Annotated in this window: 20 protein-coding genes and 1 pseudogene; 8 read left to right on the forward strand and 13 right to left on the reverse strand. The window is 71.4% G+C overall.

Annotated elements, in window-relative coordinates; genetic code table 11:
• Positions 1 to 20: 20 nt before the first annotated feature.
• Complete coding sequence (locus AC07DC_RS25550; RefSeq protein ID WP_478916815.1) at positions 21 to 1379, reverse strand: CynX/NimT family MFS transporter; 1359 nt, start codon at positions 1377 to 1379, stop codon at positions 21 to 23.
• 22 nt (positions 1380 to 1401) lie between these two features.
• On the opposite strand from AC07DC_RS25550, the gene AC07DC_RS25555 reads away from it, so the two are divergent.
• Complete coding sequence (locus AC07DC_RS25555; RefSeq protein WP_478916816.1) at positions 1402 to 2082, forward strand: FadR/GntR family transcriptional regulator; 681 nt, start codon at positions 1402 to 1404, stop codon at positions 2080 to 2082.
• Positions 2083 to 2166: 84 nt separating this feature from the next.
• On the opposite strand, the gene fabI is transcribed toward AC07DC_RS25555, so the two are convergent.
• The 3 genes from fabI to AC07DC_RS25570 all read right to left on the reverse strand — a co-directional run bounded on the left by fabI (position 2167) and on the right by AC07DC_RS25570 (position 4688).
• Positions 2167 to 2937, reverse strand: coding sequence for an enoyl-ACP reductase FabI (gene fabI / locus AC07DC_RS25560; protein ID WP_478916818.1), 771 nt, complete (start codon positions 2935 to 2937; stop codon positions 2167 to 2169).
• Positions 2938 to 2942: 5 nt separating this feature from the next.
• Positions 2943 to 3647: a 3-oxoacyl-[acyl-carrier-protein] reductase gene (gene fabG, locus AC07DC_RS25565; RefSeq protein ID WP_478916819.1), complete on the reverse strand. Its 705-nt coding sequence runs from the start codon at positions 3645 to 3647 to the stop codon at positions 2943 to 2945.
• A 123-nt stretch (positions 3648 to 3770) separates the two neighbouring features.
• On the reverse strand, positions 3771 to 4688 hold the full coding sequence (locus AC07DC_RS25570) for a lytic polysaccharide monooxygenase auxiliary activity family 9 protein (RefSeq protein WP_478916820.1): 918 nt from the start codon (positions 4686 to 4688) through the stop codon (positions 3771 to 3773).
• A gap of 244 nt (positions 4689 to 4932) precedes the next feature.
• Here AC07DC_RS25570 and AC07DC_RS25575 point away from each other — a divergent pair, with 244 nt between their 5' ends.
• From AC07DC_RS25575 to AC07DC_RS25585, 3 genes are read left to right on the forward strand one after another with little or no spacing between them, the layout of a single operon-like run.
• Positions 4933 to 6456 (forward strand): TldD/PmbA family protein, encoded by a 1524-nt coding sequence (locus AC07DC_RS25575; RefSeq protein WP_478916821.1) that lies wholly within the window; start codon positions 4933 to 4935, stop codon positions 6454 to 6456.
• The gene (locus tag AC07DC_RS25580) at positions 6453 to 7847 is read left to right on the forward strand and encodes a metallopeptidase TldD-related protein (protein WP_478916822.1); all 1395 of its coding nucleotides are present in this window, start codon (positions 6453 to 6455) and stop codon (positions 7845 to 7847) included. The genes AC07DC_RS25575 and AC07DC_RS25580 overlap by 4 nt, the downstream gene beginning before the upstream one ends.
• Positions 7848 to 7872: 25 nt before the next feature.
• Complete coding sequence (locus AC07DC_RS25585) at positions 7873 to 8424, forward strand: RNA 2'-phosphotransferase (protein WP_478916823.1); 552 nt, start codon at positions 7873 to 7875, stop codon at positions 8422 to 8424.
• A gap of 71 nt (positions 8425 to 8495) precedes the next feature.
• On the opposite strand, the gene AC07DC_RS25590 is transcribed toward AC07DC_RS25585, so the two are convergent.
• Positions 8496 to 8768, reverse strand: a complete 273-nt coding sequence (locus AC07DC_RS25590) for a GlsB/YeaQ/YmgE family stress response membrane protein (protein WP_478916824.1) — start codon at positions 8766 to 8768, stop codon at positions 8496 to 8498.
• 238 nt (positions 8769 to 9006) lie between these two features.
• Between AC07DC_RS25590 and AC07DC_RS25595 the strand changes: the two genes are divergently transcribed.
• On the forward strand, positions 9007 to 9354 hold the full coding sequence (locus AC07DC_RS25595; RefSeq protein WP_478916825.1) for a DUF3099 domain-containing protein: 348 nt from the start codon (positions 9007 to 9009) through the stop codon (positions 9352 to 9354).
• 192 nt (positions 9355 to 9546) lie between these two features.
• Positions 9547 to 9810, forward strand: coding sequence for a hypothetical protein (locus tag AC07DC_RS25600; protein WP_478916826.1), 264 nt, complete (start codon positions 9547 to 9549; stop codon positions 9808 to 9810).
• 74 nt (positions 9811 to 9884) lie between these two features.
• Here AC07DC_RS25600 and moaA read toward each other — a convergent pair whose 3' ends face one another.
• The 3 genes from moaA to AC07DC_RS25615 all read right to left on the reverse strand — a co-directional run bounded on the left by moaA (position 9885) and on the right by AC07DC_RS25615 (position 13111).
• A complete protein-coding gene (moaA, locus tag AC07DC_RS25605) occupies positions 9885 to 10874 on the reverse strand; it encodes a GTP 3',8-cyclase MoaA (RefSeq protein WP_478916827.1) in 990 nt (329 codons plus the stop codon).
• Between the two features lie 138 nt (positions 10875 to 11012).
• Positions 11013 to 12641, reverse strand: a complete 1629-nt coding sequence (locus AC07DC_RS25610; RefSeq protein WP_478916828.1) for a solute symporter family protein — start codon at positions 12639 to 12641, stop codon at positions 11013 to 11015.
• Positions 12638 to 13111, reverse strand: a complete 474-nt coding sequence (locus tag AC07DC_RS25615; protein ID WP_478916829.1) for a DUF485 domain-containing protein — start codon at positions 13109 to 13111, stop codon at positions 12638 to 12640. Before AC07DC_RS25615 ends, AC07DC_RS25610 begins: the two co-directional genes overlap by 4 nt.
• Before the next feature lie 509 nt (positions 13112 to 13620).
• On the opposite strand from AC07DC_RS25615, the gene AC07DC_RS25620 reads away from it, so the two are divergent.
• Complete coding sequence (locus tag AC07DC_RS25620; RefSeq protein ID WP_478916830.1) at positions 13621 to 15150, forward strand: S8 family peptidase; 1530 nt, start codon at positions 13621 to 13623, stop codon at positions 15148 to 15150.
• Positions 15151 to 15207: 57 nt separating this feature from the next.
• Here AC07DC_RS25620 and AC07DC_RS25625 read toward each other — a convergent pair whose 3' ends face one another.
• From AC07DC_RS25625 to AC07DC_RS25635, 3 genes and pseudogenes are all read right to left on the reverse strand, one after another.
• On the reverse strand, positions 15208 to 16251 hold the full coding sequence (locus AC07DC_RS25625) for a zinc-dependent alcohol dehydrogenase family protein (RefSeq protein WP_478916831.1): 1044 nt from the start codon (positions 16249 to 16251) through the stop codon (positions 15208 to 15210).
• Positions 16252 to 16589: 338 nt separating this feature from the next.
• Complete coding sequence (locus AC07DC_RS25630; protein WP_478916832.1) at positions 16590 to 16880, reverse strand: hypothetical protein; 291 nt, start codon at positions 16878 to 16880, stop codon at positions 16590 to 16592.
• Positions 16877 to 17092: pseudogene (locus AC07DC_RS25635) on the reverse strand (sterol desaturase family protein); the annotation flags it as partial. The gene AC07DC_RS25630 and the pseudogene AC07DC_RS25635, both read right to left, overlap by 4 nt.
• A 107-nt stretch (positions 17093 to 17199) precedes the next feature.
• Between AC07DC_RS25635 and AC07DC_RS25640 the strand changes: the two are divergent.
• Entirely contained in the window at positions 17200 to 17394 is a 195-nt protein-coding gene (locus AC07DC_RS25640) for a hypothetical protein (RefSeq protein ID WP_478916833.1), read from the forward strand.
• A gap of 104 nt (positions 17395 to 17498) precedes the next feature.
• Here the strand turns inward: AC07DC_RS25640 and AC07DC_RS25645 are convergent, their stop codons facing one another.
• Together AC07DC_RS25645 and AC07DC_RS25650 are read right to left on the reverse strand one after the other, a co-directional pair.
• Positions 17499 to 18740 carry an amidohydrolase family protein gene (locus tag AC07DC_RS25645; protein WP_478916834.1) on the reverse strand — a complete coding sequence of 414 codons (1242 nt, stop codon included), beginning with the start codon at positions 18738 to 18740 and terminating at the stop codon, positions 17499 to 17501.
• Positions 18737 to 20023 (reverse strand): amidohydrolase family protein, encoded by a 1287-nt coding sequence (locus AC07DC_RS25650; RefSeq protein ID WP_478916835.1) that lies wholly within the window; start codon positions 20021 to 20023, stop codon positions 18737 to 18739. The genes AC07DC_RS25645 and AC07DC_RS25650 overlap by 4 nt, the downstream gene beginning before the upstream one ends.
• Positions 20024 to 20037: the final 14 nt, after the last annotated feature.

Below are 20037 nucleotides of genomic sequence, written 5' to 3' on the forward strand. Positions count from 1 at the left end.
CGGGGTCACCGGCGGCGCTGTCACAGTTCGTCCTCGATGTACCGGTTGCGTCCGGCCAGCACTCCGACGACGATCTGCGGCACCATGAGCGCGGCCATCAGCGCGATGGGCAGGTCCCAGCCGCCGCTGTGCTGGTAGAGGGCGCCGACCAGGATCGGTCCCGGGATCGAGATCAGATAGCCGGTGCTCTGCGCGAAGGCCGACAGCCGCACCACTCCCGCTCCGGTGCGCGAGCGCATCCCGACCATCGTCAGGGCCAGCGGGAAGGCGCAGTTGGCGATGCCGAGCAGCAGCGCCCACACCCAGGGAGCGCCGGCCGGGGCCAGCCACAGGCCGGTGTACCCGGCGAGGCCGAAGAGGCCGAGGACAACGACGAGCGGACCCTGGTGCCGCATCCGCCCGGCGAGCGAGGGCAGCGCGAAGGAGAGCGGGACGCCCATCACCATCGTCACGGCCAGCAGCAGGCCCGCGGTGCCGGCGGAGAGCCCGGCGTCGCGGAAGATCTGCGGCATCCAGCCCATCGTGACGTAGGCGGCGGTGGCCTGCAGCCCGAAGAAGCAGGCCAGCGCCCAGGCCGTACGGCTGCGGATGATCCGTCCGCCGCCGCCTTCGGTGCCGCTGCCGGATCCGGTTCGGCCGGCGGCCGCGGCGGCGGGTCGCGCGGCGGCGCTGCGGTCCCGCACCAGCCCGAGCCACGGCACGATCGCGACGACCGCGAGCACCGCCCAGACACCCAGGCCGAGCCGCCAGCCATGGCCCATGGCGGAGGTCAGGGGCACGGTCGCCGCGGCGGCGGCCGCGGTGCCGAGGGAGAGCGCCATCGAGTAGAGCCCGGTCATCGCGCCGACCCGGTCGGGGAAGTACCGCTTGACGATCACCGGCATCAGGATGTTGCCGACCGCGATGCCCGCGAGTGCGAGGGCGCTGGCGGCGAGGAAGAGCACGGTGCCGCCCGCGAACGGCCGCAGCAGCAGTCCGGTGGCGATGGCCGCCATACCCGCGCAGACCACGGCGCCCGCGCCGAAGCGACGGGCCAGCCGCGGGGCGGCGATGCCGAAGAGCGCGAAACACAGGGCGGGCACGGAGGTGAGGAGCCCCGCGACGGCGCCGCTCATCCCGAGGCCGGCCCTGACCTCCTTCATGAGCGGCCCGAGGCTGGTGACCGCGGGACGGAGGTTCAGCGCGGCGAGAACCAGCCCGGCGAGGACGAGGCGCCGGGTCCAGACCGGAAGCGCCGCCGTTTCCGACCCGGGAGCGGTCCCGGAGACCGGCGCGGATCGGGGTCCAGATCGAGGTGCGGATCCGGGTGCGGATCCCGGTATGACCGGTATGGACACGCCCTTGTCGCGGTCGAGGGTAAGGGGTTCGTCATCGCGCATGCACCCATCATAGAATGATGGGATGAATCTCGGTCCACTCCCCCGGCAGTCCACGCTCGCCGACCAGGTGATCGCCCGGCTGCGTACCCAGATCACGTCCGGTGAGTTGCCGGTCGGCTCCCGCATCCCGACCGAACCGGAGCTGGTCGAACAGCTCGGCGTCGCCCGCAACACCGTCCGCGAGGCGGTCAGGGCGCTGGCCCACAACGGCCTGCTCGACATCCGGCAGGGCTCCGGCACGTACGTGCGGGCCACCAGCGAGCTGGCGGGCGTCATGCACCGCCGGTTCGCGGACGCCGATCCGCGGCATGTCGCCGAGCTGCGCAGCGCCCTGGAGGCATCGGCGGCCGGGCTGGCCGCCCGCCGCCGCACCGACCGCGATCTGCGGCATCTCGACGCACTGCTGGAGAGCCGCGAGCGGGCCTGGGAGTCCGGGGACGCGGCCGCGTTCGTCGATGCCGACGCGACGCTGCACCTCGCGGTCGTCGGCGCCTCGCACAATGACGTGCTGGTCGAGCTCTACGCGGACTTCGGCGAGGTGCTGCGCGACTTCCTGCGCGCGGACGTCGGCGAGGTGCTCAGCCCCGAGCAGCATCTGGACCACGCCCGGATGCTGGAGGCGATCCGCGCGGGCGACGCGGAGCTGGCGTCGGCCGAGGCCGCCGGGCACGCGTTCCACTGCCGGGGGCTCGACACCCCCTGACCCCCGGGCACGGAGAACGCCCGGCCCCGGACGCTGTCGAGGCGTCGGGGCCGGGCGTTCTCCGTGCGTCAGGAGCGGTACGGGTCAGGCACCGACCGCGTGCAGACCGCCGTCGACGTGGATGATCTCGCCGGTCGTCTTCGGGAACCAGTCCGAGAGCAGGGCGACGACACCACGGCCGGTCGGCTCCGGGTCGGACATGTCCCACTCCAGCGGGGAGCGGTGGTTCCAGACGTCCGCGAGTTCCGAGAAGCCCGGGATGGACTTGGCGGCCATCGAGCCGATCGGTCCGGCGGAGATCAGGTTGCAGCGGACGTTCTGCTTGCCCAGGTCGCGGGCGAGGTAGCGGGAGGTGGCCTCCAGTGCCGCCTTGGCCGGGCCCATCCAGTCGTACTGCGGCCAGGCGTACTGGGCGTCGAAGGTGAGGCCGACGACCGAGCCGCCGCCGTTGCTCATCAGCGGCAGGCACGCCATGGTGAGCGACTTCAGCGAGAACGCGGAGACGTGCATCGCGGTGGCGACGGACTCCCACGGGGCGTTGAGGAAGTTGCCGCCCAGCGCGTCCTGCGGCGCGAAGCCGATGGAGTGCACGACCCCGTCCAGGCTGCCGAGCTCGGTGCGCACGGTGTCCGCGAGCGAGCCGAGGTGCTCCGCGTTGGTCACGTCCAGCTCGATGACCTTGGTGGGCTTCGGCAGCTTCCTGGCGATGCGCTCGGTCAGGGTGGGCCGCGGGAAGGCGGTGAGGATGATCTCAGCGCCCTGCTCCTGCGCCAGCTTGGCGGTGTGGAACGCGATGGAGGACTCCATCAGCACTCCGGTGATCAGGATGCGCTTGCCTTCGAGAATTCCACTCATGGTGATCAGTGACCCATGCCCAATCCGCCGTCTACGGGAATGACGGCACCAGTGATGTATGCGGCCTCTTCGGAGGCGAGGAAGCGGACCGAGGAGGCGATCTCCGCGGTCTGCGCGTAACGGCCCAGCGGGATCTGGCCGACGATCTTCTCGCGCTGCTCGTCGCTGAGCGTGCGGGTCATGTCGGTGTCCACGAAGCCGGGGGCCACGACGTTCACGGTGATGTTGCGCGAGCCGAGCTCACGGGCGAGCGAGCGCGCGAAGCCGACCAGGCCGGCCTTGGAGGCGGCGTAGTTCGACTGGCCCGCGGAGCCGAGCAGGCCCACGACCGAGGAGATGAGCACGATGCGGCCCTTGCGGGCCCGCAGCATCTTCCGGGCGGCTGCCTTGACGACGCGGAAGGTGCCCGTGAGGTTGGTGTCCAGGACCGAGGTGAAGTCCTCGTCGGTCATCCGGAGCAGCAGCTGGTCGCGGGTGACGCCGGCGTTGGCGACCAGCACCTCGACCGCGCCGTGCTTCTCCTCGATCTCCTTGTAGGCCTGCTCGACCTGTTCGGCGTCCGTGATGTCGCACCGCACCGCGAGGAAGCCCGCAGGTGGCTCGCCCGAGCGGTAGGTGATGGCGACCTTGTCACCCGCGTCGGCGAAGGCCTGGGCGATGGCGAGGCCGATGCCCCGGTTTCCTCCGGTGACGAGAACCGAGCGGCTCAACGGATCACCCTTTCCCATAGTTGTGGCTATCACCACGAAACTATCGGTCCGGGCGGAGATACAGGGAACCGGCCCCGACAGGGGCATCAGGCTGTCCCTGTCGGGTCCCTACAGTAGGCGGAACTACGCCTGCGTGCGGGAAGCCGTTCGGCGGCGGCCGCGGAGGATCATTCCGACGGCTCCCGCGGCGAGAACGGCGCTGCCGCCGAGTGCCGCCTTCAGCGTGCCGGCGGCCTGGCCGCTCGCTGCCGCGTTCTGCGCGACGAGGGAGGTGTCCCCGCCGTGGCCCTGATGGCTGACCGTCGACCGGCTCGCTCCGGCGGCGATCTGCTGGTCGCTGGGCGCGGCAGGCGCCGCGGCGGCGGTGCCCTGTCCGAAGACGACATCGGAGCAGCCGTAGAACGCCTCGGGGCTGTCGGTGCGCTGCCAGACCTGGTAGATCAGATGGCGGCCGGAGCGGCTGGGCAGCGTCGCGGTGAAGTTGTAGTAGCCGCTCGTCGCCGAGGAGCTGGTCGTGTAGGTCGCGATCGGATTGGTGTCCAGGTCGGACCACTTGAGCGGCTTCGTCGGGTCGTAGCCGGCCTTGGTGATGTAGAGGGTCATGACGCCGCGGTGGGGCGCGGTGACACGGAAGCCGACGTTGAACGAGCCGGCGGAGACGCTCGTGGCGGGCCAGTCGGTGCGGGCCATGTCGAGGGCCTTGTACTTGTCGCGGTTGGCCGAGCACAGCTTGCCGTCGGGGATGATCTCCCGGCTGTGGCCGTCGGCGTTGGCGATGTTCACCTCGTTCCAGTCGTAGAGCGGCTGGGTGCCGCTCATCGCGACGAGGTCCTTGCAGACCTGGGACTGGGGGTGTTCGGGGCCTTCGGCGTAACAGGCGGATATCCGGCTGACGGGGCTGCTGAGGGCGCCGTGCGCGCTCGCGGAGACCGGGGTGAGGGCGACGAGCGCCAGGGCGGCGGCGCCCGCGGCGCCGGCCACGGCGGCACGGCGGAGCGCCGGTCGGCGCGGCGGGGGTACGGGGATGTGGGGGGTTGGCATGTGGGGGCTCCTTGTCGTGCCGTTTGTCATGACTGCGCGGACAGGGGCGGGGGGACGGCAGACCGAGCATAGGATTGGTCTGGACCAACGACAAGAGGCCTGTCCCCATTGGCTTCTGACGGATCATCATCCGATCGCGGAACGCGCCGGATATACCGTGGCCGTCCGGACGTCCGACCGGCATGATTCACTGCGCAGACCTGTCGAATCAGACCTGTCGAATTGGGCGAAGGGGGAGGCCGCTGTGCCTCACGAGGTCGATCAGTCATTCCTGGCGCTGCCACTGCGGGCGCTGGCCGACGCGGCACTCGCCCGCGCCCGGGCGCTCGGAGCGGAGCACGCGGACTTCCGCTTCGAACGGATCCGCAGCGCCGCGTACCGCCTGCGGGACGCCAGGCCGTCCGGCGCGTCGGACACCACCGACACCGGATACGCGGTCCGCGTCGTGCACGGCGGCGCCTGGGGATTCGCGTCCGGCGTCGATCTGACGATGGACGCGGCGGCGCGGGTCGCCGGCCAGGCGGTCGCCATGGCGCGGCTGTCGGCCAAGGTGATCGCGGCCGCGGGGTCCGACGAACGGGTCGAGCTGGCGGACGAGCCGGTGCACGCGGAGAAGGTGTGGGTCTCCGAGTACGGGACCAACCCCTTCGACGTCCCGGACGCGGAGAAGACGGCGCTGCTCGCCGACTGGAGCGAACGGCTGCTCGCCGCGAAGGGGGTCGCGCACGCGGACGCGTCCCTGATGACCGTCCAGGAGAACAAGTTCTACGCCGACACCGCGGGCACCGTCACCACGCAGCAGCGGGTGCGGCTGCACCCGCAGCTCACCGCGGTCGCGGTGGACCCTGGCAGCGGCGACTTCGACTCCATGCGCACCCTCGCCCCGCCGGTCGGCCGCGGCTGGGAGTACCTGACGGGCACCGGCTGGGACTGGGACACCGAACTCGCGCAGATCCCGGAGCTGCTGGCGGAGAAGATGCTCGCCCCGACCGTGGAGGCCGGTTCGTACGACGTCGTCGTGGACCCGTCCAACCTGTGGCTGACCATCCACGAGTCGATCGGCCACGCGACGGAGCTGGACCGGGCGCTGGGGTACGAGGCGGCCTACGCGGGCACCTCCTTCGCCACCTTCGACCAGTTGGGCACGTTGAAGTACGGCTCCGGTCTGATGAACGTCACCGGGGACCGCACCGCGGAACACGGTCTCGCGACGATCGGCTACGACGACGAGGGTGTCGCCGGGCAGACCTGGGACCTGGTGAAGGACGGCACGCTGGTCGGGTACCAGCTGGACCGCCGGATCGCGAAGCTCACCGGCTTCGAACGGTCCAACGGCTGCGCGTACGCCGACTCCCCCGGCCATGTGCCGGTGCAGCGGATGGCGAACGTCTCGCTCCAGCCCTCGCAGGACGGGCCGTCGACGCAGGAGCTGATCGGCGGCGTCGAGCGCGGGATCTACATCGTCGGTGACCGTTCCTGGTCCATCGACATGCAGCGCTACAACTTCCAGTTCACCGGCCAGCGGTTCTTCCGGATCGAGAACGGCCGGCTCGCGGGCCAGCTCAAGGACGTCGCCTACCAGGCCACGACCACCGACTTCTGGGGCTCGATGGAAGCCGTCGGCGGCCCGCAGACGTATGTGCTCGGCGGCGCCTTCAACTGCGGCAAGGCCCAGCCCGGCCAGGTCGCGGCGGTCAGCCACGGCTGCCCGTCCGCCCTGTTCCGCGGTGTCAACATCCTCAACACGACGCAGGAGGCCGGCCGATGAGCCCCCGCAGCACCGCGCCGCACGAGATCGTCGAGCGCGCCCTGGCACTGTCCCGCGCCGACGGCTGTGTCGTCATCGCGGACGAGGAGTCCAGCGCCAACCTGCGCTGGGCGGGCAACGCGCTGACCACCAACGGTGTGACCCGCGGCCGCACCCTCACCGTCATCTCGACGGTGAACGGCTCGCAGGGCACCGCCTCCGGCGTGGTGTCCCGCTCCGCGGTGACCACCGACGACCTGGAGCCGCTGGTCCGGGCCGCGGAGGCGGCGGCCCGCGCCGCGGGACCAGCCGAGGACGCGCAGCCGCTCGTCGAGGGCACCGCGCACTCCGCCGGCTTCACCGAGCCGCCGGCGGAGACCTCCTCCGAGGTCTTCGGATCGTTCGCCCCCGCGCTGGGCGAGTCCTTCGCGACCGCGCGGGCCGGCGGGCGGCAGCTGTACGGCTTCGCCTTCCACTCGGTGACCTCCAGCTACCTCGGCAGCTCCACCGGGCTGCGGCTGCGGCACGACCAGCCGACCGGCACCATGGAGCTCAACGCCAAGTCGCCGGACCGCTCCCGGTCCGCCTGGGCCGGAGCCTCGACCCGGGACTTCAAGGACGTCGACCCGGCGGCGCTCGACGCGGAGCTCGCGCAGCGGCTCGCCTGGGCGGAGCGCCGCATCGAGCTGCCCGCCGGCCGGTACGAGACGCTGCTGCCGCCGACCGCCGTCGCGGACCTGGCCATCTACCAGCTGTGGTCGTCCGGCGCCCGGGACGCGGCCGAGGGCCGCACCGTGTTCAGCAAGCCCGGCGGCGGCACCCGGGTCGGGGAGAAGCTCTCCGAGCTGCCGCTGACGCTGCGCAGCGACCCGCACGCGCCCGGCCTGGAGTCGGCGCCGTTCGTCATCGCGCACGCCTCGGGTGACGACTCCTCGGTCTTCGACAACGGCCTGCCGGTCGGTCCGGTGGACTGGATCCGGGGCGGGGTGCTCAACCGGCTGCCCACCACCCGGCACAGCGCGGGCCTCACCGGCCTGCCGGTGGCTCCGGCCGGCGACAACCTGATCCTGGAGGGCGGCGGCACGAAATCGCTGGAGGAGATGGTCGCGGCCACCGGACGCGGGCTGCTGCTGACCTGCCTGTGGTACATCCGCGAGGTCGATCCGGCGACGCTGCTGCTCACCGGCCTCACCCGGGACGGGGTCTACCTCGTCGAGAACGGCGAGGTGACGGGCGCGGTGAACAACTTCCGGTTCAACGAGTCACCGGTGGACCTGCTCGGCCGGGTCGCCGAGACGGGCCGCACCGAGCGGACGCTGCCGCGCGAGTGGAGCGACTACTTCACCCGGGCCGCGGCGCCCGCCATGCGGATCCCGGACTTCAACATGAGTTCGGTCAGCCAGGGGGTCTGACGGCCCGATCAGGAGGGTGACGACGGTGGACGAGAAGCGGACGGTCAAGGTCTCGAAGTTCCTGGCCATGGTGCTGCGGCACAACCCGGGAGCTGTGGGGGTGAGCCTCGACGAGGGCGGCTGGGTGGCGGTGGACGAGCTGATCGCCGCCTGCGACCGGGTGGGCCGCCGCTTCTCGCGCGCCGAGCTGGACCATGTCGTCGCGACGAACAACAAGAAGCGGTACGAGTACTCGACGGACGGGCGGCGCATCCGGGCCAGCCAGGGGCACTCGGTCCCGGTGGAGCTCGGCCTGGCGGCCGCGCCGCCGCCCGACGTGCTGTTCCACGGCACCGCGACGAGGACCCTGCCGCTGATCCTCCGGGACGGGCTGCTGCCGATGTCCCGGCAGGACGTCCATCTGTCGGCGGACGTGGAGACGGCCGTGCGCGTGGGATCGCGGCACGGCCGTCCGGTGGTGCTGGAGGTGGACGCTGCCGGGCTGGCCGCCGAGGGCCATGTCTTCCGGGTCAGCGCCAACGGCGTGTGGCTGACGGACCGGGTTCCGCCGGCGCGGTTGCGACAGCGCCCGGTCTGAGTCCGCGGGAAAGCGGGAGCGGGCGGGGCCGGGGCCAGGTCGTGGTTGGTGGTGGGGCTGATGCTGTCGGGTCAGGCTTCCTTCCTGCCTCTGATCGTCGCCCACAGTCCGTCGCCCACGGCCACCACCGCGATGGCCCCGAGCAACTGCAGCAGGTGCCGGGTCCAGTCGATGCCCTTGGTGTCGTTGACGCCGACCCAGGTCGCCACCGCGTTGCCCAGGATGCTGCCGAGCATGCCGAAGATCGCGGTCAGCCACAGCGGGATGGACTGCTTGCCGGGAAGGATCGCTTTCGCGATCAGACCCAGAACCAGACCGACGATGATCGCCCACAACCAACTCATGTCACACGCCTCCTCGCGTTCGAGTGACGATGCACTCGTGCCGTCAGTCTGATCCGGGGTGGGCTACGCCGCATGTCGGGGGCGTCCATACGCTGTACGACGGGGTTCGCACGCCACTCGCGGGGCGGCCCCGGTCTCGAATGCGGCGGACCCGCGGCGTACCGTGAGAAGGGTCTGGGGCGGGTCCCCGCAACAGAATTCGGTACGGCCCGGTGGGCCGAGCGGGCGGTGGAATGTGATGCGGAAGCACAGTGACGGCGAGGTCTTCCGGATCACCGGAGCCCGGACCAGCCTCACGCAGGATGTACAGGGCAGGCAGCGCCGCTATGTCATCTCGATGCTGGTCCGTACCGCCTCGGTCATCGCGACCGTGACCTTGTGGAACGTACAGCGGCCGCTGGCCTGGGTCGCGCTGGTGCTGGGCGCGCTGCTGCCCTATGTCGCGGTCGTCATCGCCAACGCGGGGCGGGAGAACGCGCCGTCGCTGCCGTCGACCTTCGTCCCGCCGCCGACCCGGCCGATGCTGGAGCCGGTCGTACTGGAGGGTCACGTGGAGCCCGGAACGGAAGATCCGCAGGGTCCGTAGAGCGGTCGGAGCCGATCAGCACCCGGCCGAAAACCTCAAGAAAAGCTCAGATCAATCATGAGGATCCACTCCTCGACCGGGGTGCACGCGTGACATACTTCGTACGCGCTCCGCATCCCCCGTCGGAGCGACGGACCGACGCCGGGCGGCTCCCCCCGTGGCTGCCCGGCGTCGCCATGTTTACTGGCAGTTATGAACGACGTGACGCCGATCTGCTCGGCCAAGGGCTGCCGCACCACCGCTGCGTGGGTGCTGGCGTGGAACAACCCCAAGTTGCACACCCCGGACCGCCGCAAGACCTGGCTGGCCTGTGACGAGCACCGTGAGCACCTGTCCCAGTTCCTGGACCTGCGGGGGTTCCTGAAGGACGTCGTGCCGTTCGCGGACTGGCGGGACCCGGCGGACCCCGCGGCGGAGGAGAATCCCACGGCATCCGGGGGCCCGGGGGCGTCCTGATAGCGGACGGAAAAGCGGTCCGGCCCGTCGGGCTCCGGGGCCGGACGGGCCGCTCGTGAGCGGCCGGACGGGCCCTAGCCGCCGATCGCCGACATCGGGCGGTCGGGCTGCAGGAACGACGGGTCGTCGAGGCCGGAGCCGGCCTTCTTGCCCCACATCGCGGTCTTCCACAGAGCGGCGATCTCCGCGTCGGTGGCGCCTGAGCGCAGCGGGGCGCGCAAGTCGGACTCGGTGCGGGCGAAGAGGCAGTCGCGGACCTGGCCGTCGGCGGTGAGCCGGGTCCGGTCGCAGGCGCGGCAGAAGGGGCGGGTCACCGAGGCGATGACGCCGACCCGGGCGGGGCCGCCGTCCACCAGCCAGCGTTCGGCGGGGGCGGAGCCGCGGGCCCCGTTGGGCTCGGGGGTGAGCGTGAAGCGGGTCTGGAGGCTCTCCAGTATCTCCTCGGCGGTCACCATGTCGCTGCGCTGCCAGCCGTGCTGCGCGTCCAGCGGCATCTGCTCGATGAAGCGCAGCTCGTAGTCGTTCTCGACGGCCCACTGGAGCAGGTCGGGGGCCTCGTCGTCGTTGACCCCGCGCATGAGGACCGCGTTGACCTTGACCGGGGCCAGCCCGGCGGCGCGGGCGGCTTCCAGCCCGCCGATGACGTCGTGGTGGCGCTTGCGCCGGGTCATGGCCTGGAAGACGTCGGGGCGCAGGGTGTCGAGGGAGACGTTGACCCGGTTCAGGCCGGCGTCGCGCAGCGCGGCGGCGGTCCGGCCCAGGCCGATGCCGTTGGTGGTCAGCGAGATCCTGGGGCGGGGTTCGAGGGCCGCGACGCGTTCGACGATGCCGACCAGGCCGGGGCGCAGCAGCGGCTCGCCGCCGGTGAAGCGGACGTCCTTGACGCCGAGGTCGGTGACGCCGATCCGTACCATCCGGACGATCTCGTCGTCGGTGAGCAGCTCGGGCTTGGCGAGCCACTGCAGGCCCTCTTCGGGCATGCAGTACGTGCAGCGCAGGTTGCACCGGTCGGTCAGCGAGACCCGCAGATCGGTGGCCACGCGTCCGTAGGTGTCGATCAGCACGCGTTCCGCCTCCCTCGCGGGCACCAGGTGCGCCCGCCACTCCAGCTTAGGACCACGGTGGCCCACCGCGTATCGCCGCAGCGTACGCGATGGGCCCCGTATTGCAACAGTTTGTTGAACCTGCTGCTCATGTCCGGCTCAGTGCGCTCCGGCGCCGGTCATGGAGCGAACCTCCAGCTCCTGGTACTTCTCCAGGTCCGGCTGCTCCTTGGACAGGACCGTGCCCAGCCAGCCGAGCAGGAAGCCCAGCGGGATGGAGACGATGCCGGGGTTGGACAGCGGGAACCAGTGGAAGTCGCTGCCGGTGAAGAGGGAGTCGGGGGCGCCGGAGACGACCGGCGAGAAGATCACCAGGAAGACCGAGGAGAACAGCCCTCCGTAGATCGACCAGGTCGCTCCCGAGGTGGTGAACTTCTTCCAGTACAGGCTGTAGAGGATGGTCGGGAGGTTGGCGGAGGCGGCGACCGCGAAGGCGAGCGCCACCAGGGCCGCCGCGTTGAGTTTGGTGGCGTACATGCCGAGCGCGATGGAGACCGCGCCGATCGCCACCGCGGCGATCTTGGCGGTGACGACCTCGTTCTTCTCGCTGACCCTGCCCTTGCGGATGACGTTGGCCCACAGGTCGTGCGCGAACGAGGCCGATGAGGCCAGGGTGAGGCCGGCGACGACCGCGAGGATGGTGGCGAAGGCCACCGCGGAGATCACCGCGAGCAGGATCGCGCCGCCGGTCGTGCCGGGGCCACCGCCGACGTACTCGGCGAGCAGCGGCGCCGCGGTGTTGCCGGACTTGTCGCTCGCCTTGATCTTGGCGGCGCCGACCAGGGCAGCGGCGCCGAAGCCGAGGGCGATGGTCATCAGATAGAAGCCGCCGATGATGCCGATCGCCCAGTTCACGGACTTACGGGCGACCTTCGCGGAGGGCACGGTGTAGAAGCGCACCAGGATGTGCGGCAGCCCGGCGGTGCCCAGGACGAGGGCCAGGCCGAGCGAGATGAAGTTGATCTTGCTGGTGCTGTCGATGCCGTACTTGAGGCCGGGCTCCAGGAACTTGTGCCCATGGCCGCTCTTCTCGGCCGCGGCGCCCAGCAGCGTGGACGGGTTCCAGTGGAACTTGTTGAGCACCAGGATCGTGATCAGCAAGGTGCCGAGGATCAGCATCACGGCCTTGATGATCTGCACCCAGGTCGTGCCCTTCATGCCGCCGATCGTCACGTACAGCACCATGACGACGCCGACCAGCGCCACGATCAGCCGCTTCGGGCCCTCGCCGGTGACGCCGAGCAGCAGCGAGACCAGCGCGCCCGCGCCGACCATCTGGGCCAGCAGGTAGAAGATCGACACAACGATGGTCGAGGTGCCGGCGGCGGTCCGCACCGGGCGCTGGCGCAGCCGGTACGCGAGCACGTCGGCCATGGTGAAGCGGCCGGAGTTGCGCAGCGGCTCCGCGACCAGCAGCAGGGCGACCAGCCAGGCGACCAGGAAGCCGATCGAGTAGAGGAACCCGTCGTACCCGACGAGGGCGATGGCGCCGGCGATACCGAGGAACGACGCGGCGGACATGTAGTCGCCGGAGATCGCCAGACCGTTCTGGAACCCGGTGAAGCCGCGGCCGCCCGCGTAGAAGTCGGTGGCGTCCTTCGTCTGACGGCCGGCCCAGACGGTGATGCCGAGAGTGATGACGACGAAGACGGAGAAGAGCGTGATGATCAGGGAGCGGTGCTCGGACGCCGCCGCCTCGGCCGCCAGATTGAACGTGCCGGTGGTCATGAGCGGTCCTCCAACGTTGCGTCCTTCTCCAGCCGCGCCTTGGGTACATCAGCGCTCGGGTCCAGCCGGGCGGACGTTGCGCCGTTCTCCAGTCGCGCCTTGAGGGCCTCGGCCCCCGGGTCGAGCCGGGCATTCGCGTACCGGGCGTATATCCACGCGATGAGGAACGTGGTGAGGAACTGCGCGAGGCCGAAGACGAAGGCCACGTTGATGTGGCCGACGACCTTGGTCGCCATGAACCCGCCCGCGTAACTCGAAAGGAGCACGTACAGCAGGTACCAGGCGAGGAAGGCGACGGTGACCGGAAATGCGAACACCCGGTAGGAGTGCCGTAGTTCGCCGAATTCCGGGCTCGCCTCGACCTCGGAGTACGAGGCGGGGGTCGGCGGGCCCGGGGTGGCGGACGGTGGTGCGGGATCCACGGTGCCTCCATGAGTGATCTGCGTCACGTCGATGATCGGAGACCGCATGTTAGAGGTGTGACGGCGGGTGTTCAACAGGCCGTGGGTGAAAACTGCCGCCATCCGGAGCAGGGCCGACACCGGGACCGGGGCGCTTCGTTGTACAGAGCGCCCAGCACCGCCACGAAGCGGCCCTGACGCGGCCGTGACGCAGCACCGAGGACATCGCCCGTGAACACCCCGCCGAGTTCCCCGCCACCGGGTCCGCACCGACTGCCTTACGGGGCCGTCCGGTTGGCCGTCCCGGTGGCCGCGGCTCCGCAACCGGCCGGCCGCGCGGCGCCGGGCCGGTGGTACGGGCCGCGGGTGGTCATACCCCTGTTGAGCATCGAGGCGCTGCGCTCGGGCCACGCCGATGGCTGACGCGCCATTGGTCCGAACGGGAATCCGGTAGGAATCCGGGATTTCCACCGCAATCCATTGATGGCGCCGCCGATACGACGATAGCTTCCATCGTCATGTACCCGTCCAACGGCAACCGTGCCGCCAGGACGGGTCGTTGGACGATTGGAGATCCCATGGTTCCTCTTCACAGACGGTCCGGACGGCGCCGCGCGCTCGCGGCGACCGTCGGGATGGCGTTGGCGGCAGCGCTCGCCGTCCTGCCCGGCGCCGCTTCGGCGTCGGCGGCGGACGGAACGGCGGCCGCCGACGGCCCGCTGCTGTCGTACGTGGTCAACACCAAGGTGGACCACGGCACCATCAAGAGCGTCGAACGTGCGATATCCCGGGCCGGCGGCCAGGTGGTCATCTCGTACGAGAAGATAGGCGTCATCGTCGTGCACTCGGCGAACCCGGGCTTCGCCGCCGCGATACGCACGGCCCATGGAGTGCAGACCGCGGGCGCGACCCGCACCGCCGCCATCGCCCCCGCCTCGACCACCGAGCTGGGCGCGCCGGAGCGGCTCACCGCGGCCCAGGTCGCCGCGGCCACCGCGAAGGCCGGTGTCGGGCAGGAGCCGCTGGAGGCGAACCAGTGGGATCTGGTGGCCATCAAGGCCGACCAGGCCGCGAAGATCAACCCGGGCAGCCGGAAGGTCACGGTCGGTGTCATCGACACCGGCATCGATGACACGCACCCGGATCTCGCCGCGAACTTCTCCGCCTCGCAGTCCGCGAACTGCGTCGGCGGAGTGGCGGACACCACCCCGGGCGCCTGGCGCCCGTACGACCCGGCCAGCGACTACCACGGCACGCATGTGGCGGGCGAGATCGCGGCCGCGCGCAACGGCATCGGTGTGGCCGGCGTCGCGCCCAACGTCAAGGTCGCGGCCATCAAGGTCAGCGACCCCGTCACCAGCCTGTTCTACCCGGAGAGCGTGGTCTGCGCGTTCGTCTTCGCCGCCGACCACGGCATCTCGGTGACGAACAACAGCTATTACATCGACCCGTGGCTCTACAACTGCCTGGACGACCCGGACCAGCGCGCGATCGTCGACGCGGTCAACCGCGCGTCGAAGTACTCCGAGCGCAAGGGCGTACTGAACGTCGCGTCGGCCGGCAACTCCAACGACGACCTGGACTCGAACGCGCTCTCCGACGCGTCCAGCCCGGACGACGGCACCCCGGTCGACCGCACCGTCGACCCGCACAAGTGCTTCGACATCCCGACCCAGCTGCCCGGCGTCGTCACGGTCTCCGCGACCGGCGTGCAGAACCTCAAGTCGTACTACTCCAGCTACGGCCGGGGCGTCATCGACGTCGCCGCCCCCGGCGGGGACAAGTACCAGATCCCGGGAACCCCGGACAAGAACGGCCGGATCCTGGCCACGCTGCCCGGCAACACCTACGGCTACCTGCAGGGCACCTCGATGGCCAGCCCGCACGTGGCGGCCGTCGCGGCGCTCATCAAGAGCAGGCACCCGCACGCCACGCCCGAGCAGATCCAGTGGCTCCTCAAGGCCGAGGCCGACAACCCCGGCTGCCCGACGGGCCTGTACGACCCGGACGGCAACGGCGTGCAGGACGCCACCTGCACCGGCCCGAAGCAGCTGAACAGCTTCTACGGGTACGGCATCGTCGACGCGTTGGACGCCGTCACCAAGTGACATCCGTCCGCTGACGCCGGGCGGGCCTGGAAACGGGCCCGCCCGGCGTTTTCGCTGTCAGAGCCTGACGATGACCTTCAGGGCGGTGCGCTCGTCCATCGCCTTGTAACCGCCGGGGACGCCCTCAAGGTCGACCGCGTGGTCGAAGACCGGGGACGGGTCGATGGCGCCGGACAGGATGTCGGGGAGCAGTTCCGCGATGTAGCTGCGGACCGGCGCGACGCCGCCGCGCAGGGCGATGTTGCGGTTGAACATGTCGCCGAGGTCCAGGCCGGTACCACTGCCGTGCGGGACGCCGACGTAGCCGATGCCGCCGCCGTCGCGGGTGATGCCGACGGCCGTCCGCATGGACTGCTCGGTGCCGACCGCCTCGATGACGGCGTGCGCGCCCTGCCCGCGGGTCAGCTCGCGGACCGCCGCTACCGCGGCCTCGCCGCGCTCGGCGACGACGTCGGTGGCGCCGAAGGTGCGGGCGATGTCGGTGCGGGCCTCGTGCCGGCCGAGCGCGATGATCCGCTCGGCGCCCAGCCGCTTGGCGGCGAGCACCCCGCACAGGCCGACGGCGCCGTCACCGACGACGGCCACCGTCGTGCCGGGGCCGACACCGGCGCCGATGGCGGCGTGGTGACCGGTGCCCATGACGTCGGACAGGGCGAGCAGCCCGGACAGCAGACGGTCGTCGGAGAGCGCCTCGGCGGGCAGCTTGACCAGGGTGGCGTCGGCGAAGGGCACCCGGACGGCCTCGCCCTGGCCGCCGTCGGAGCCGACCGAGCCCCAGAAACCGCCGTGCACGCAGGAGGTCGTCAGGCCGTCGACGCAGTACTCGCACACACCGTCGGACCACATGAAGGGGGCGACCACCAGGTCGCCCGCCGCCAGTGCGGACACCTCGGAGCCGGTCTCCTCGACCACGCCGAGGAACTCGTGGCCGATGCGCTGCCCCGGCTCGCGGGCCGCCTCGCCGCGGTACGCCCACAGGTCGCTGCCGCAGATGCAGGCGCGGACCACCCGGACGACGGCGTCACCGGGCTGCCGGACCGCCGCGTCGGGCACGTCCTCCACCCTGATGTCGAACGGGGCGTGGATGGCGGTGGCGCGCATAGGGGTGTCCTTGCTGCTCAGCTCAATGGGGTGACTTCACGGTACGCCAGCGGTCCGGGGGCCGCATGCCGCGGGTCACGGCCGGTCAGCGCGGCGGCCAGCAGGTACTGGGCGGCGAGGTACGTCAGCATGATCCAGAATTCGTGGGCCGGGAGCAGCGGCCAGTCGGCGATACCGACGGCGATGAGCGTGTCGGCAGAGCAGGAACAGCGCGCCGCCGGCCGCCGCGCGCGGGCCGAGTCCGGCGGCTCCGGTGGCCATCGCGGTGAGCAGCAGGCTGTACCCGGCGACCGGGATCCGCATCGGCGCGGCCAGCCCGCCCCACAGCAGAAGGATCATCACCAGCCGCACCACGGCGTACCCGGCGGCGCGGCGGAGCGCCGCCCGGCCAGGAACGCCAGGTCCCCGCCGATCTGCAGGGCGACATCGCCGCCCCAGCCGAACAGCAGCGCGGCGATCAGCGGCCGGGGGCCGCCGCGGGCCGCGGCCCAGCCGGCCGGCACCGGCAGCAGGACGGGCTTGGTGAGGTGCCGCCCCAGGTCCCAGCCCGCGAGGATCGCGGCCAGGTGGACGGCGCCGACGACGGCGAGCGCGATGAGCAGCGTCCGCTCCGTACGGGCCCGGCTCACGCGGCCTGCTCCCCGGCCACCGGTACCGCGGCGGCGGGGACCGGGACGGGCGCCGGGGCCGGCTGCCAGCAGGGTCCGCGCAGTACGTGGCCGAAGCGGGCCCGCCAGGAGCCGGCGGCCTTCACGTCGCGGGCCATGGCCGCGTACTCGTGGGTGGCCACACGCAGCGGGTTGTACGTGCCGATGTTCTTGGTGAGGCCGAACACCGGCCGCTATATGCCGTGGTGTTGTCGTGGTTGATCTCGTGGTGGTCCACGATGGCCGGGTGCCCGCCGCCCCGGCACTGTGGAGTTGTAGCCGATCCACCGGGGGAACCCTCATGCACAGGCCGAGCCTGCCCACCGCGGTAAGCCTGGCCGTGCTTGTGCTCTCCGCGTTCGTACTGGTGACGGCGTGCGGTGCCGCCAAGGACGCCGCACGTCCGTCACCGACCCCCTACCTGCCGGGGCCGGCCGCAACGGCGTGGCCCGGTACGGCCCGTCCCGCCACCGCCGGGATGGTGTCGTTGCGTTAGGACCGCGGAGCTCCGCGGTCCGTCCACTCTTCCGGCGGCGGGGTTCTCCCCCGTATTCCCCGCCGCCGGAGGTAACACCCCCTCCACCATCACCGCCGCCACCGTCACCAGACGCGGACCGAACCCCCCGGCGCGAACGCCGGGCTGGTCGCGTCGGCGGGCGGTTCCTTCAGCGGCTCGGCGATCTCCGCCACCGTCGGACCGGACTTCGCGGCGACCGCGTCCAGCAGAGCGAGGTCGAAGCCGTAGACGCGGGCGGCGTTGCCGCCCACCATCGCGGCGACCTCCTCGGCCGGCAGCCCGGCGAACGCGATCCGCAGTCCCTCCCTGGTGTAGGGATACGTGCCCTCGTCATGGGGGTAGTCGCTGCCCCACATGATCTTCTCCAGGCCGATCCGGTCGCGCAGCGGCACCTCGTGGGGGCGCATGAAGCTCGCGCCGACGAAGCAGTTGTCCCGCCACACCGCCTGGGGGCCCTTGCCCATCGCGTCCGCCAGCCCGGTGCCGAACTTGGCCTCGGCGGTGGCCGCCCGGGTCGCGGCGCTGACCAGCCGCCCGTGGTAGTACTCCAGCATGTCGAGCACGGCGGGGATCCACCCCGACCCCTGCTCGGTGAGGACCAGCCGCAGTCCGGGATGGCGCCGGAACGCCCCGCCGAAGATCAGGTGCCACAGCGCCCGGTGCGAGAACCACGTCGTCTCGACCATGAACACCGCGCGGGCCGCCGGCTCGTCGCCGAGCGGCGGGGAGGCCGAGCCGCCGTGGTGGTTCACCGGCACGTCCAGCTCGTCGCAGACCGCCCAGAGCGGGTCGTACACCGCCGAGTACAGCTCGGGGACGCCGGAGCCCGGTGGCGCTCCCGGCAGCAGGATGCCGCCGGTCAGCCCGTGCTCCTTGGCCCACCGCACCTCGCGGACGGCCGCGTCCACGTCGTTGAGGAGGATCTGCGCGACGCCGGCGCGCCGGCCGGGGGCCTGCGCGCAGAAGTCGGCGAGCCAGCGGTTGTGGGCCCGCAGCCCGGCCCAACGCAGCTCGAACTCCTCCTTCGAGGGCGCGGGCGCCAGCAGCGAGCCGCTGGGGAAGAACGGCGGCACGGTGTTGGGGAAGACGACCTCGGCGACGATGCCGTCCGCCTCCAGCTCCGCGAGCCGGCGGCCGGAGTCCCAGTTGCGCGGCGCCTCGGGGGCGATCAGGTCCTCGTACGGATTGACGTACGTGGCCGCCCACGCGTCGAACTCCTCGTGGTGCCGGGCCGCCAGGTACGGCCGGTAGTCGAGCAGGTCCGCGCCGGCGTGGCAGTCCGCCGAGATCACGGTGTAGCGGTCGTCGGGGCCGGTGGGTGTCATGTGCCCGCCTCCATCCCCACGTACGGGAAGTCGTGCCCGGTCAGCCAGTGCCGTCCGGTGTCGCGGGCGCGCGCCCAGGACGCCTCGACGGCCGACTGGTCGTCCGGCTGGCCCAGTTCGGCCGGGGTCGGGCCGATCCGGCGGGCGATCGGCGCCAGCGCCTCGGTGTCGAAGCCGAAGGCCTCGGCGGCGGCCAGCCCCAGCATCTGCCGGGTCTCGGTCACCGGAATGTCGTGGAAGGTGTTCCTCAACCACTCCCGGGTCTTCGGCCAGGTCCCTTCGGGGTGCGGGAAGTCGCTGCCCCACAGGATGTTGCCGACCCCGATCTCGTAGCGCTGCGCCAGCTCGCGCCGCTTGGTGTTGGTCGCGCAGATGAAGACCTGGCGGTCCAGGTACTCGCTCGGCGGCCGCTTCAGCTCGGCGAACGGCGAGAGCTTCTTGCCGCCGTGCGCGCCGAGGTAGAGCCGGTCCATGAACCACAGCTGGTTCGGCAGCCACCAGCAGCCGGACTCGGCGATGCCGAACTTCAGTCCGGGGAAGCGCTCGAAGACCCCGGCCCACAGCAGGAACCACAGCGGCCGGGACGGCCAGAACGTCACCTCGCTGACGTAGATGCCCAGATGGTCCCCGTACTCGTGGTGCGGGGCCGATCCGGAGTGGGTGACGACCGGCATCTCCAGCTCCTGCGCCACCGCCCACACCGGGTCGTAACGGGCGTCGTGGTAGGCCGCCTTGTCGACCCACCGGGCGGGGATCATCAGGGCGCCGAGGCCGGACGCCTTCGCCCGGCGGACCTCGGCCACCACCGCGTCCACGTCGCCGGTGATGGGCAGCAGCGCCACCCCGCAGCGGCGTTCCGGGCTGCGTTCCGCGCAGAACTCCGCGAGCCAGCGGTTGTGCGCCTGCGCCCCCGCCATGCCCAGCTCCGGGTCCTGGTCGCCGGAGAGCCCGAGGCCCACCCCGAAGGGCGCGGCGGTCTGGCTGTCGACGGCGTCGGCGTCCGGGAAGACGACCTCGGCCGCCACCCCGTCACCGTCGAGCTCCTTCTCGCGCTGCGCGCTGTCCCAGCCGCCGCGCAACCCCTCCTCGTTGTCGCTGAACCATTTCTGCGCGAAAGCCTCGTTGCGCACCCCGAGCCGCGTCATCGCCTCGCGGCGCGCCTGGCGCTGCCCGAGGAACTCGTCGAAGTCCGCGTGGAACCTGCTGTCGAGATACGGCCGGTACTGCTCCGTCGGCAGCCCGGCGTGGCAGTCCGAGGAGATGATCAGGTACGGATCCGTCATGGGTGTCTCCTGTC

It is taken from the genome of Streptomyces sp. NPDC045021 (genome assembly GCF_056432645.1).